The organism is Streptococcus sanguinis SK1 = NCTC 7863 (genome assembly GCF_000194945.1).
Lineage (GTDB): Bacteria > Bacillota > Bacilli > Lactobacillales > Streptococcaceae > Streptococcus > Streptococcus sanguinis.
In genome coordinates this window covers 415,037-429,301 of sequence record NZ_GL878507.1, presented here as the reverse complement: position 1 = coordinate 429,301, position 14,265 = coordinate 415,037, and the positions used below count along the sequence as shown (strand labels likewise).

10 protein-coding genes are annotated in these 14,265 nt (G+C 45.0%); 2 read left to right on the top strand and 8 right to left on the bottom strand.

From position 1 onward, the window contains the following. Positions 1 to 4: 4 nt before the first annotated feature. From uvrB to HMPREF9378_RS08740, 3 genes are all read right to left on the bottom strand, one after another. On the bottom strand, positions 5 to 1,993 hold the full coding sequence (uvrB, locus tag HMPREF9378_RS08730) for an excinuclease ABC subunit UvrB (protein ID WP_002900167.1): 1,989 nt from the start codon (positions 1,991 to 1,993) through the stop codon (positions 5 to 7). A 161-nt stretch (positions 1,994 to 2,154) separates the two neighbouring features. Next, positions 2,155 to 3,102 carry a CPBP family intramembrane glutamic endopeptidase gene (locus HMPREF9378_RS08735; RefSeq protein ID WP_002900166.1) on the bottom strand — a complete coding sequence of 316 codons (948 nt, stop codon included), beginning with the start codon at positions 3,100 to 3,102 and terminating at the stop codon, positions 2,155 to 2,157. 76 nt (positions 3,103 to 3,178) lie between these two features. Beyond that, entirely contained in the window at positions 3,179 to 4,114 is a 936-nt protein-coding gene (locus HMPREF9378_RS08740) for a CPBP family intramembrane glutamic endopeptidase (protein WP_002900165.1), read from the bottom strand. A 195-nt stretch (positions 4,115 to 4,309) separates the two neighbouring features. Here HMPREF9378_RS08740 and HMPREF9378_RS08745 point away from each other — a divergent pair, with 195 nt between their 5' ends. After that, on the top strand, positions 4,310 to 6,478 hold the full coding sequence (locus HMPREF9378_RS08745) for an ABC transporter substrate-binding protein/permease (RefSeq protein WP_023916347.1): 2,169 nt from the start codon (positions 4,310 to 4,312) through the stop codon (positions 6,476 to 6,478). Further along, on the top strand, positions 6,478 to 7,218 hold the full coding sequence (locus HMPREF9378_RS08750; protein ID WP_002895249.1) for an amino acid ABC transporter ATP-binding protein: 741 nt from the start codon (positions 6,478 to 6,480) through the stop codon (positions 7,216 to 7,218). The genes HMPREF9378_RS08745 and HMPREF9378_RS08750 overlap by 1 nt, the downstream gene beginning before the upstream one ends. Before the next feature lie 58 nt (positions 7,219 to 7,276). Here HMPREF9378_RS08750 and HMPREF9378_RS08755 read toward each other — a convergent pair whose 3' ends face one another. The 5 genes from HMPREF9378_RS08755 to HMPREF9378_RS08775 form a co-directional block, all read right to left on the bottom strand. Continuing rightward, positions 7,277 to 9,055 (bottom strand): serine hydrolase domain-containing protein, encoded by a 1,779-nt coding sequence (locus HMPREF9378_RS08755; RefSeq protein WP_002900162.1) that lies wholly within the window; start codon positions 9,053 to 9,055, stop codon positions 7,277 to 7,279. Positions 9,056 to 9,119: 64 nt separating this feature from the next. Further along, positions 9,120 to 10,901 (bottom strand): serine hydrolase domain-containing protein, encoded by a 1,782-nt coding sequence (locus HMPREF9378_RS08760; RefSeq protein ID WP_002900161.1) that lies wholly within the window; start codon positions 10,899 to 10,901, stop codon positions 9,120 to 9,122. A 102-nt stretch (positions 10,902 to 11,003) separates the two neighbouring features. After that, positions 11,004 to 11,816: a CPBP family intramembrane glutamic endopeptidase gene (locus HMPREF9378_RS08765; RefSeq protein WP_002900158.1), complete on the bottom strand. Its 813-nt coding sequence runs from the start codon at positions 11,814 to 11,816 to the stop codon at positions 11,004 to 11,006. Positions 11,817 to 12,036: 220 nt separating this feature from the next. Beyond that, positions 12,037 to 13,821, bottom strand: coding sequence for a serine hydrolase domain-containing protein (locus tag HMPREF9378_RS08770; protein WP_002913477.1), 1,785 nt, complete (start codon positions 13,819 to 13,821; stop codon positions 12,037 to 12,039). A gap of 113 nt (positions 13,822 to 13,934) precedes the next feature. Then, positions 13,935 to 14,126, bottom strand: a complete 192-nt coding sequence (locus tag HMPREF9378_RS08775) for a hypothetical protein (RefSeq protein ID WP_002900156.1) — start codon at positions 14,124 to 14,126, stop codon at positions 13,935 to 13,937. Positions 14,127 to 14,265: the final 139 nt, after the last annotated feature.

Genomic DNA, 14,265 nt, shown 5'->3' with positions numbered 1-14,265 from the left:
CCTCTCAATCCATCGCTTTTATTTCCAGAATCATATCACGTATCTGAGCTGCCAGTTCGAAGTCGAGGAGTCCGACAGCTTCTTGCATCTGACCTTCCAGTTTCTTAATCATGTCCTTGCGCTCTTGCTTGTTGAGGCTTTCGATTTCGACGGTTTCTTCCTTGTCTGGCAGTGCAGCCCTGGTTACGCTTATCAGGTCGCGAATTTCTTTCTTGATAGTCTGCGGTACAATGCCATGCTCTTCATTATATGCCATCTGGATGGCTCGACGTCGGGCAGTTTCATCAATCGCCCGTTGCATGGACTGGGTCATGGTGTCCGCATACATGATAACATGCCCCTCACTGTTGCGGGCTGCCCGCCCGATGGTCTGAATCAGGCCACGCTCGTTGCGGAGGAAGCCTTCCTTGTCCGCATCAAGAATTGCTACCAGACTAACCTCAGGCACGTCAATTCCCTCGCGCAGCAGGTTAATCCCAACCAGAACGTCAAAGACACCCAAGCGCAAATCACGGATAATCTCAGTCCGCTCCAAGGTCTTGATGTCCGAATGCATGTACTTGACCTTGACACCCATTTCCTTGAAGTAGTCGGTCAAGTCTTCAGCCATCTTCTTGGTCAGGGTTGTGATAAAGGTACGTTCGTTCTTTTCAACACGGGCATTGATTTCACCCAAGAGGTCATCAATCTGTCCCATGGTTGGACGGACTTCCACTTCTGGATCCAGAAGCCCTGTCGGACGGATAATCTGCTCAATAACAGTATCCGTCTGTTCATTTTCATAGTCACCCGGCGTAGCCGATACATAGACAATCTGGTGAACATGGCTTTCAAACTCCTCCCGGCGCAGCGGGCGGTTATCCAAGGCAGACGGCAGACGGAAGCCATAATTAACCAGCATCTCCTTACGAGAGCGGTCACCATTGTACATACCGCGAATCTGTCCCATGGTCATGTGACTCTCATCAATCATAATCAAGAAGTCATCAGGGAAAAAGTCCAGAAGGGTATAAGGCGGCTCTCCTTCGCTCCGACCATCCATGTGGCGAGAATAGTTCTCAACACCATTCGTATAGCCCATTTCGCGCAGCATTTCGATATCATACTCCGTACGCTGTTTCAAGCGCTGTGCTTCCAGAAGCTTGCCTTCCTTCTCAAAGATAGCTAGCTGCTCCTCCAGCTCGGCCTGAATTTTAGCAATGGCTACTTCCATGTGGTCTTCATTAGTCACGAAGTGAGTGGCTGGGAAGATGGCCAAATGGTCCACCTCACCCAAGACTCGACCTGTCAAGGCTTCAACCTCACGAATCCGGTCAATCTCATCTCCGAAAAACTCTACTCGAAAGGCATGCTCATCACGAGAAGCTGGGAAAATCTCCACCACATCACCACGAACCCGGAATTTCCCCCGCTGAAAGTCAATGTCATTGCGCTCAAACTGGATATCTACCAGATCATTGAGCAGCTTGTCACGGGAAATCTCTAGTCCAGGACGCAGACTTACCACGCTGTCGGAGTATTCCTTAGGCGATCCCAGACCATAGATACACGAGACCGAAGCCACGACAATTACGTCATTGCGCTCCAAGAGGGCTGATGTCGCTGAGTGACGGAGTTTATCAATCTCGTCATTGACCGAGCTATCCTTTTCAATATATGTATCGCTGGAAGGAACATAAGCCTCAGGCTGGTAGTAATCGTAGTAGGAAACGAAGTATTCCACCGCGTTATTGGGGAAGAATTCCTTGAATTCACCATAAAGCTGACCGGCCAGCGTTTTATTATGGGCAATAACCAGAGTTGGCTTGTTGACCTGAGCGATAACCTGACTCATGGTATAGGTCTTACCAGTACCAGTCGCCCCCATGAGAATCTGAGCCTTCTCTCCTCCCTCTATATTATCCACCAACTGCTCAATAGCTTGAGGCTGATCACCTGAAGGCTCGTACTTAGAAACCAATTCAAATTTATTATCTGTTATTCTGTTAATCATCTTTTATTCCTTAAATTGTGCTTCTATCATTTTACCATATTTGCCCTATTTTCTCTGGATTCGGGTATAACTAAGAGGCTCATACTTCTACCATCTTATATCCCTTGTCACGCATCTCGTTAAAAGACATAAAAAATGCCCAGCTAAACTGGGCGAAATGGTTATTTCTTAAAGATCAGCGCCTGAGGCAGGCGATTTTCTTTCTTTAATGACCAGTAAAGATAGGCAATGCAGCCAATCAGGACGATACTGGCAAAAATAGATCCTTCAGCTCCAAAGGCTCCACCGGACAGTATATCGACAGAAGATTGCGAGCTATAGTTCAAGATAGAGGTAGATGCTCCTTGGCCACTGACCTGAATGCCATAGATATTTCCTTGCACAAAATTCCAAGCGCCGTGCATACCAGCCAGTACCCACATATTGTCATACTTGAGCATAAGGAAACAAGCAAAGATACCGTCTAGTATGATATTGACAATAGAAAGAACGGTCACACCAGGGTTAAAGAGGTGCAGTGCCCCGAATAGAGCACTAGAAATCAAGATACCAATGAAGATATTTGACTTAGCGCTAACGGCTGGAAAGAGCCAACCACGCGTCACTAGCTCTTCTGTCCCACCTTGGAGAATCCAGAAAGGAATGATAGCTACAACAAAAATCAAAGACTGCAAGTTAAGCTGACCTAATTTCAGACTGCCTGTCCCCGTTACCAAGAGCAAGACAACAACCAGTGAAAACTGAACGGCTCCGATAAGGAAGCCTTTAAGGAGATTTTTGAACCAGTCTTGTTTATAGAATCCCAGACTAGAAAAAGGACGCTTCTCACGATATCGAACCCAGAGAAAAACTGCTAGGGCGATAAAGAAGAAACCAGCTAGCTGAAAAAAGACCGTATAGTGACTAATGGCTGCCATTGCTTCTGTCCGATTAATCGTCGGATCTGCAAAGCCAAATAAGAGTCCGACAATGATACCAATTGGCAACATTCCGACAAAACTTAAAATTCCTCCTCCATAAACAAAGCCTATAGCAATCAAGATAGCCAACCAAATCGGCGGATTATAACGCGATTGCTTGATAGCATCCAACATACGAGATTTAAACATAAAATTATTCCTTTCCGCATTTTAATTTATTATAGCATATTATTTTAGGGCGAGCAAAAGAGAACCGTTCGCACAGTTATTGTGTCTTCCCTACTAACTCTGTCAAACTGCCGTCTTTTTTCATCCTGAAAAGCAAGTAAAGCACGGCTAACAAGAGAATGAGCGAGCTGAAAATAGAGGCTTCAGCACCGAAATCTCCACCAGTCAGCCAGCTCGAGTCCGTCTTAGGTATAAAGTTCAGTACTGCCGCGTCCACACCAGTACCACTAACGCTGAAACCGTAAATATTACCTTGGCTAAAGTTCCAAGCAGTATGAAGTCCTATAATCCCCCAGACATTGTCCGTCCGGAGCAGATAGAGACTTGCAAAGAGGCCAAATAAGGCAATGTTAAGAATGGGAAGAATACCAATATCTGGATTGCCTAGGTGCAAGAGGGCAAAGAGCAGGCTTGAAGTCAGCAAACCGATGGGCAGATTGGTCTTTTTGACAGCAACTGGCAGCAGCCAAGCCCTTGTCACTAGCTCTTCTGCTCCACCCTGAATCATCCAAAGCGGAAGCAAAATCAAGATATAGAGGAAAGGTTCCAGCGTTAGCTGTCCCCATTCGAAAGAGCCAGCTCCGCTCAACAGCACAAGCAGAGCGACTAGACTAAAGAGGAGAAAACCTACTGCTAATCCTTTGACTAGCTCCACCAAGCTTCCTTTTTTAACAAAACCCAGAGTCACAAGTGGTCGTCCTTCACCCCAGCGCACCCAAAGAAAGAGAGCCAGTATCATAAATACAAAGCCGAATAAGAGAAAAGGCAGGGCAAAATTGAAGAAAATTTCAAAGAATCCGCCTTGACCTAAGAAACCTAGCATAAGACTAAGTACAGCCGAAATTGGCTCCAAAGCCTGATAGGCCAACTGCTGTCCACCTTGCACAAAAATAACAGCCAGTAAAAGAGACAAAATATAAGGAGGGACAAAGCGAGCTTGATTGACCCCCTCCAAGATACGTGATTTTTTCATAAGAACCTCATTCTATCCTTGCTTTTATTCATTTCCAGTATAGCAGACTTTGCTTTAAGTACAAAGAAAAGTTGCAGCTATTTTTGCGAAAAATCCAGAGTTTTTATGTCAGAAAACCTAACATAAAAACAGGGAAAATTTGCCTAATCATTGTTTTTTTGCTATAATGCTAGAATGCTAAAAAGGAGGAAGAAAATGAAGAAAAAATTCTTAGCAGTCTTGCTAACATTATTTCCATTTTTTGCGTTAGGGGTGACAGCCCAGGCAGATACGGTCAAAATCGTATCCGATACTGCTTACGCACCATTTGAATTTAAAGATTCTGATCAGACTTACAAGGGGATTGACGTTGATATCATCAACAAGGTCGCAGAAATCAAAGGCTGGGACATTGACATGAGCTTCCCGGGCTTCGATGCAGCTGTCAATGCGGTCCAAGCCGGCCAGGCGGATGCCATCATGGCTGGTATGACCAAGACAAGCGAGCGTGAAAAAGTCTTTACCATGTCTGATACCTACTATGACACCAAGGTCGTTATCGCGACGACCAAGGCAAACACCATCAGCAAATACGAACAGCTGAAAGGGAAGAAAGTCGGTGTCAAAACTGGAACGGCTGCCCAACGATTCCTTGAGAAGAACAAGGATAAATACGACTTCACTCTCAAAACCTTTGATACTGGCGATTTGATGTACAATAGCCTTTCTGCTGGTGATGTTGATGCAGTGATGGATGATCAGCCGGTCATTGAGTACGCCATCAATCAAGGTCAAAACCTGAAAATTTCTATGAAGGGTGAGGCTGTTGGTAGCTTTGCTTTCGGTGTCAAAAAAGGCAGCAAGCACGAGCACCTAGTTACTGAGTTTAACGAAGCTTTGGCCCAGATGAATGAAGACGGCAGTCTGGATGAAATCATTAATAAATGGACGGCTTCTAAAGGCAGCTCTGACTCAGCTGTTCCAGAGACTTCTACTCCTGCCGGTCAAAAAGCTACTCCAACAAAAGACAAATACATCATTGCCAGCGACTCATCTTTTGCTCCTTTTGTCTTCCAAGATGACAGCAACCAATATACTGGTATTGACATGGAGCTGATTAAGGCTATTGCCAAAGACCAAGGCTTTACTGTGGAAGTAACCAACCCTGGCTTTGATGCAGCTATTAATAGCGTTCAGACCGGTCAGGCTGACGGAATTATCGCCGGCATGTCTGTCACTGATGCTCGTAAGAAAACTTTTGACTATTCTGACCCTTACTATACAGCCAACTCTATCTTGGCAGTCAAAGACAGCAGCAATATCAAGTCCTACGAGGAACTCAAGGGCAAAACCGTCGGTGTCAAAACCGGTACCGCTTCTCAGACTTTCCTTGAGGAAAACAAGAGCAAGTACGGCTACTCTATCAAAACATTCTCGGATGCAGCTTCCATGTATGACAGCCTTAATACTGGCTCCGTCGCAGCTGTGATGGATGATGAGCCTGTTGTCAAATACGCTATCAAACAAGGCAAGAAGCTTAAAACACCTATTGAAGGTACACCAAGTGGTCAAGTCGCTTTCGCAGTTAAAAAAGGCAGCAATCCTGAGTTGATTGAGATGTTTAACAATGGACTGGCCAACCTGAAAGAAAGCGGCAAGTACCAAGAAATTTTAGACAAGTATCTGGCTAGCGAGGTAAAAGAATCCACTGTAGATGAGTCCACTATTTGGGGCTTGCTGCAAAACAACTACCAAGAACTTCTTAAAGGTCTTGGAGTGACGATTGCTTTGGCTCTGATTTCATTTGCGATTGCTATGGTCATCGGGATTATCTTCGGTATGTTCAGCGTCAGCCCTTATAAACCGCTGCGCTGGATTGCAGAAATCTTTGTCGATGTCATTCGTGGTATTCCACTGATGATTGTGGCAGCCTTTATCTTCTGGGGTATTCCTAACCTAATCGAATCCATGACTGGTCAACAAAGCCCAATAAATGCTTTCGTTGCAGGAACTATCGCCCTCTCTCTCAATGCCGGCGCATATATCGCTGAAATTGTCCGCGGCGGTATTCAGGCTGTTCCAGTTGGGCAGATGGAAGCCAGCCGCAGCTTGGGAATTTCCTACTCCAAGACCATGCGCAAGATTATCCTGCCACAGGCAACCAAGATTATGCTGCCAAACTTTGTCAATCAGTTTGTCATCGCACTCAAGGATACAACGATTGTCTCAGCTATTGGACTGGCCGAACTCTTCAAAACGGGTAAGGACATCATCGCCCGCAACTATCAGAGTTTCCGGATGTATGCTATCCTAGCTGTGCTCTATCTCATCATTATCACGCTCTTGACCCGCTTGGCAAAACGCTTAGAAAAGAGGATTAAGTAATGGCAAAATTAAAAATCGATGTGAACGATCTTCATAAATACTACGGGGAAAACGAAGTCCTAAAGGGGATTACTGCTAAATTCTACGAGGGCGATGTGGTTTGTATCATCGGTCCTTCTGGATCTGGTAAGTCAACCTTCCTGCGCAGTCTCAACCTGCTAGAGGAAGTGACCAGCGGGACTATCACGGTTGATGGCTTTGATCTGACAGACAAGAAGACTGATGTGGATCTGGTCCGTGAAAATATCGGTATGGTCTTCCAGCACTTCAACCTCTTCCCGCACATGACTGTTCTGGAAAATATCACCTTTGCTCCTGTTGAGCACAAGCGCTTGACTCAAGACGAGGCAAATAAGCTGGGAATGGAGCTCTTGGAAAAGGTGGGCTTGGCTGATAAGGCTGATGCCAGTCCAGACAGTCTGTCCGGCGGTCAAAAGCAGCGGGTCGCTATTGCTCGCGGTCTGGCTATGAACCCAGACATCATGCTCTTTGATGAGCCTACTTCTGCCCTTGACCCTGAAATGGTCGGCGACGTTCTCAATGTTATGAAGGATCTGGCCCAGCAAGGTATGACCATGCTGATTGTGACCCATGAGATGGGCTTTGCTCGTCAGGTAGCCAACCGCGTTATCTTTACTGCTGATGGTGAATTCCTAGAAGACGGCAAGCCTGACCAAATCTTTGACAATCCACAACATCCACGTCTCAAAGACTTCTTGGACAAGGTACTGAATGTATAAAACCAAGAAAAGAGCCAGCTTATATGCCGGCTCTTTTCTTGGTTCAAAAATTTTTAAACTACATCACCCACCATTGGTAAAGCGACCAGTAGAGGATATTGGCTACGATAGCGAGTGCAGATAGACTAGTCAGAACTGTCAGGAAGCGGCGACCTTTTCCGAGCCCCTTTCGAGCCTTGCTAAAGAGCGGATAAACCGCACAGCCTGCTAAGAACAAGCCCAGACCGGCAAAGATTATGTAACGCCACTGGGCGATGATACTGAGATCCGTTGCACTTGAGCTAAGTAGGAGCAAGAGTAAATTGCCAGCTGAGGCCACTACTCCTGCAGCTGTCAAGATGTGCCACCATTTCCAAGCTCGATTTTGCTTGCTTTTTTCTTTGCCAAAGACCAGTCGATAAAGGACTAGCACAAGCCGAACAAGTAGATTGCCCAAAGCGTAAACGACACTAAGAGCAGCCAAAGCAATTAAGCTAAACTTAGTCCAGATTTCCCAGTCAGGGACTTTCTCGAAATCACTGACCGGAGTAGCGATTCGCGTTTTACCATTTCCACTTTTATAAATAGTCCAAAACGAACGATCCATTCGCTCCGAAGACGGCTTCTTCATATGAAGCAAATTACCTGGAAAGAGCTGATACAAAGAAAGCGGACCTTGGTTAAAATTCCGAAGGATTTGATAGTAGCCAGGTTCGAACTTTTTCTGAGTCTCTGCACTGGCTGTCGGACGTTTTCCGAAAATCAATTCTGGCATGCCATCATTATAAATTTCTTCCACGCCTTGATTGGTCATGATCACCTGGCCGATACCATCCTTCAGATCCAGCAGGAGATAGCTGGAAAAACCATTTGTATTTCCTCCGTGCCCTAGCACTGTAACGCCAAATTTACTGGCCCAGAAGCCATGAGCATTACGAACGATGTCTGTATTAGGATAGGTTGCTGTCGTTGAATAAAGAGTCGTCCAAGTCTCCGACCGAGTAAAGAGACTTTTACGACTTAGCAGGGCCTGAGCAAATTTTTGAAAATCACTCAATGTTCCTGTTGCCCGACCAATAGGATACAGTCCGACTTCATAAAGTGCATCGCCTAACAGGCTGCCATCTGTCGCATATCCTTTTACTTCCTTGCGCTTGGCTTGGACATAAGCATTGTCAGACAAGTCTTGAGCTATAGCCGTTCTCTCCATGTCCAGAGGCTGGAAGATATGCTCATGAACATAATCAACAAAGGATTGCCCAGAAATTCGCTCCACAATATAGGCTGCTAACCCCGTACTGTAGTTGGAATAAGCTGTCGTTGTTCCCGGCTCAAAGGACTGAGCGGGCTGATATTGGAGCAGCAAATCCTCTAAACTCTTGCCCCCTTGCATATAGAGAGGGGCTTCATCAAAACCTGACTGATGGTTCATCAAATCTAGCATAGTAATGGGCTTGTTATAGCGGAGATTTCTAAGAAAGCCTTCTGGCAGATAGGTGCGAATATCTTCTTCTAAGTCAATCTTACCTTGCTCCCAGAGCTGCATAACAGAGACCCAGACAGTCAGCTTAGTCACGGAGCCCCATTCAAAAACGCTGTCATCATCGGCTTTGATTCCCTTTTCCTTATCCATATAGCCGAAGTTTCCTTGATAGATAGTGCCGTCTTTGTCAAAGACAGCTGTCGCCATGCCGGCTGTTGTCTTTTCGTGCTCTTTGACATAGTCTTGAATCTTCTGGCCAATTTTGTCTCGGTCTGTACCAGACGGCAACTTCTGCTCTTCAGCTAGCGCAGTGACTGGGCGAAAAAGCCCCAATGTCAAAATAGTTAGCAGTGTGAAAATAAATATTTTTTTCATGAGAGACTCCTTTGCAGAATTATGCAAGCAAAGCCCGCCTTCCCAAAGGAAGACAGGCAACTTATCACATCACCCACCACTGGTAAAGAGACCAGTAAAGGATGTTAGCTACTATGGCGAGTGCAGATAGACTAGTCAGAACTGTCAGGAAGAGGCGACCTTTTCCGAGGCCTTTTCGCACTTTGCTAAAGAGCGGATAAACCGCACAGCCTGCTAAGAATAGGCCCAGACCTGCAAAGACCATATAGCGCCAAGATTGAACAATTGAGTAATCCTGATTCATGGCAGCCAGTAAAAGCAGAATGAGATTTCCGGCAAACAGCAGCATTCCTAGAGAGGTCAGGTAATTCAAGACCTTCCAAGAGCGAGGTACCGAACTTTTTGCTTTACGCAGGATGAGACGGAAACCGCCAATCAGAAAACTAATCAAGATATTTCCCAGAGTAAACACGAGTGCCAGACCTCCGAGAAACACGACTAGATAATGCCTAAAGAGAACTGAATCGGAAATCCTTTCTGCATTAAGGACACCGAATTCGAGGCGATCAGCACCTTGGCTTCGGTCAATAGTCCAGAAAGTGCTCAGCAGATCCGGCTGATCTGAGACTTTGTTGATCTTTTGGATAGCCCCGGGAATCATGAGCATGATGGACAGCGGACCACTATTATAGCTTCTCAGATAGTGGTAAGAGCCAGACTTGAATTGCTTTTTAGTAGCTTCGCTGACAGTCTGCATCTTGCCAAATATCAGCTCCGGCATTTGAACATTGTAAACTTGTTCATACAGTTGATTGGTTAAGATGACTTGACCGATGCCATTTTTTAGATCCAAGTAGAGATAGCTAGAAAAGCCATCAGCATTACCACTGTGTCCCAGCAAGGTAACACCGTAGTGACTGGCCCAAAAGCCATGAGCATTACGAACAATATCCGTACCAGGGTGGGTAGAGGTTGTTGAGTAAAGCTCGGTCCAAGTTTCTGGACGATGAAAGAGCGTCTTACGTTCCAGCAAGGCCTGGGCGAATTTCTGTAGGTCTCCTAGAGTCCCCACAGCCCCTCCGACTGGGTACATCCAGAGCTTAAATGGTGTATCACCCAAGAGCTTACCTTGGTCATCATAGCCCTTGTCTTCCTTGCGCTTTTCCTGTACATAAGCGTTGTCCGATAAGTCAGGCAAGATAGCAGTCCGATCCATGTCCAGCGGCTCAAAAACATGCTCATGGACATAGTCTGCATACTTCTGCCCAGATATCCGCTCCACGATATAAGATGCCAAAGCCGTGCTGAAGTTAGAGTATGATGTCGTCGTACCCGGCTCAAAGGACTGAATAGGCTGGTAATCACGGAACTGCTCTTCCAAGTCGCTCTTGTCTCCCTTTTTATAGAGTGGCATTTCATCAAAGCCAGCCTGATGATTCATCAGATCCAGCATGGTGATAGGCTTATCGTAGCGAAGATTGCGGAGAAAGCCTTCTGGCAGATAAGTTTTGATGTCTGCTTCCAGGTCGATTTTGCCCTCTTCCCAGAGCTGCATGACCGATACCCAGACCGTCAGTTTAGTGATTGAAGCCCATTCAAAAACACTGTCATCGTCAACTTTGACTTTGTTTTCCTTATCCACATAGCCAAAATTTCCCTTGTAGATGGTTCCGTTTTTATCAAAGACTGCTGTTGCCATGCCGGCCGTTGTCTTTTCATGTTCCTTGACAAAATTTTCGATTTTCTGACCTATTTTGTCGCGGTCCGTACCAGACGGCAGCTTCTGCGAGTCAGCTAAGACAGCGCTCGGTCGGAAGATTCCTAGAGTTATAATCGTTAAAAGTGTCAGAATAAATGATTTTTTCATAGCATTTCCTTTCTGTTCGACTCAAAGATTCATATGAGCTAAGGTCAGATAATTTGTACAGTCTCCTTTCAATTTTAGAATCAGCTTATTCTTGTTTTTTAATCATGCGTTTTTCACCTCCTTATCCGCCCGATACCAGAGATAAATACTGTAAAGGGTCAGAATGATCATGCCGCCAAGGTAAAAGAGAGAATTAACCTGAGAGAAATCAAACTTATCAGCTTGGTTGATGCCGACAAAAGTTTCTATCAGAATGTCTAGCAGGGCGTGGAAAATCATACAGGCAAGGACAGACTTCGTCTTCTTATGCAGTGCAGCAAACCAGATGGATTGGATGATACATCCAATGATAAAGACTAGAAAGGGATCCTGACTTCGATTATAAAAGCGGTCATAAAACCAGAGAGGAATATGCCAGCAAGCCCAAGCTAGTCCGGTTATCGAGGAGGCGATAAACATAGAGAACTTCTTTTCCAAAGCCGGCTGCAGAAAGCCTCGCCAGCCAGGCTCTTCCATGCCACCAGCCAAGGTCATAAGGTAGATAAAGGATCCAATAAATGAAAGCAGAGCTCCGTCTACTAGCTTGCCTCCTGAAGCTAATGCAAAAGTCACTGCCAGACTTCCACTGAAGAGTAGGAGATAGAGCCAAGTCCCTTTTTTGCTTGAGAAGATAAAGGAACAGATGGCTTTGAAACCTTTTATTTTCAGCACTATTAGGCTTGCTATCACCGGTCCGAACATACTGAGACTCGTTAGGAGGCCTTCCAGAGTCAGATAGAGTACAGGTGGATTTTCCGGCCAGAGATTTTTGAGAATGATAGCTAGCAACATAAATCCCCAAGTCCAGCCGAAGTTCCAGGCTAGGAACGGCCAGACTAGTTTTGGTTGTGGTTCTATTCTTGTTTCATTGGTCATAGAATTTTCTCCTTTAAATGGTTTGATTTTTGCACTCTGATAAGGTCATCGATTTTTTGCTTCATTTAGCCGTACTCTGTACAAAAGCCGGCATTTGCACTTCAGCTCTTGTTGAAAAATCCTTGACCTTAAGATTGATAAAAGAATCAGTCAAATCAATTTCCTCATGAGATACCCCTTCACAAGATTGTCCATTCCCCAAAAGAAATTGGAAGAATGATCACAATGCCCACCACTGATAAAGTGACCAATAGAGGATATTGGCAACGATGGCCAGCGCAGATAGGCTAGTCATGACCGTCAGGAAGAGGCGACCTTTTCCGATGCCTTTTCCAACCTTAGCCAGAAGTGGATAAACCGCACAAATTGCCAAGATTAACCCTAGACCGGCAAATGTCATGAAACGCCAGCTAGCCAGAAAGCTTAGATCGCTGACAGCCAGAGCACTAAAGAAGAGAGCGAAGTTGACAGCCACAGCCACTCCTGCTATGGAAGTCACATAAGTCCAGATGCGAAGATGTTTCGGTGTTTTGGACGGATCTTTTTTGAAGACCAGGCGGAAGAGATCAAGTCCACCCCGCACCAAGAAGACAATAAAACTAAAGACAATTCCAATCGCTGCTAAAATCAGGATGATCCAATCTCTCATCACATCCGAATCCTTTACCTTAACGCTGTCACCATAAGCTGCTGTTACTTTTTCCGTTCCAGCTTGATTGCTGACAACCGCATAGTTCTTAGTCAAAAGCTGGTTGTCCGCAGATTTCTTGACAAAATTTGTATAAAGCAAACTTCTGGTAACGGAGAGAGGTCCTGTCGCAAAATGACGTGCTGGCCTGTAATAGCCAGATTGAAATGCATCAAAGGTCTCTTGACTCGTCTTTTTCTTAGGTCCAAAGACCAAGGCTGGCATCTCAAAGTTATAAACAGACTCGTGTTCTTGATTGGTCATAACGGTCATGCCAATGCCATTTTTCAAATCCATAAGCAGATAAGAGGAATAACCTATGGAATTTCCACCATGACCGACAACCGTCGTACCATATTCCTGAGTCCAGAAGCCGTGCATATTGAGTGGCATATCTGTTCCCGGATAGGTAGAGCTAGCAGTGAAAAGCGTCTCCCAAGTTTCTGCTTTTTTGAAGAGTTTATCTCTCTTCAAAAGCGCTTGGGCAAACTTCTGGAAATCGCCCATTGTACTGACTGTATTTCCAGCTGGATATAGCCCAACTTGAAAGTAAACATTGCCCATCGAGGTCTGACCGTCTGCTTGATAAGACAAGGCCTCCATCCGCTTCTTATAAACTTTTAGATTATCTTTCAAATCTGAAGACATGGCTGTGTCATTCATCCCAAGAGGCTGAAAGATATGCTCATGAATATAAGCAGATAAATCTTGACCAGAAACTCGCTCTACGATGTAGCCTGCTAGCCCCGCAGTGAAGTTTGAATAACTCGTTATGGTTCCAGGTTCATATGTCTGTTCTGGCTGGTTAGTAGCTACGATTTCACCGATTGTCAGTCCAATATCCTCCTTATAAGCATGAGTCGACTCGCCAAATCCCGCCTGATGGTTCATCAGATCTAGCATAGTGATAGGCTTATCATATCGGAGAGTCTTGAAAAATCCCTCTGGCAGATAGGTACGAATATCTTCCTTCAGATCGATTTTGCCCTCTTCGTATAGCTGCATGACAGAGACCCAGACTGTTAGTTTCCCAACAGAACCCCAGTCAAAGACGCTGCTATCATCGGCCTTGAGGCCTTTATCCTTGTTCATATAGCCAAAGTTTCCTTTGTAGATGGTGCCATCCTTATCAAAGACCGCCGTCTCCATACCTGCCGTTGTCTTTTCATGTTCCTTGACAAAGTCTTGAATTTTCTGACCGATTTTGTCGCGGTCCGTGCCAGACGGCAACTTCTGCTCCTCAGCCAAGGCTGTAACCGGTCGGAAAAATCCTAGAATTATAATCGTTAAAAGTGTTAGAATAAATGATTTTTTCATGATATTTCCTTTCTATTTAGCTTCAACAATCGCATAGGCGATACTTCTGTATACCATTCGGATAAAAATTCTTAACATAGCTTTCTCCTTTCTTACGCAATGATTTGCATCATCTAATCAAAAGTCACTGCTTCTACAGCCACCCTTGTCGCTCCATCTTTCTTGACATGGTCCTGAATTTTTTGGCTAATCTGAATGGCCGCCGTGTTAGACTTCAAAGATTGCTCCATCATCTTAGCTTGAGGCGTTTTTACTAGCCCTAAGCTTAGGACTGTCAAAAGCCAGAGAAATAACGTTTTTGGCATGGTTTCTTACTCCTTAGATACAATTTAAAATGACGACTGGAATCTATCCCATCCCAGCTCTTCTTATCTTTTACAAATTTGAGGCCTATTTGTATAATCATTTTATATATATAATTTTTATATACAAAACGATTATATA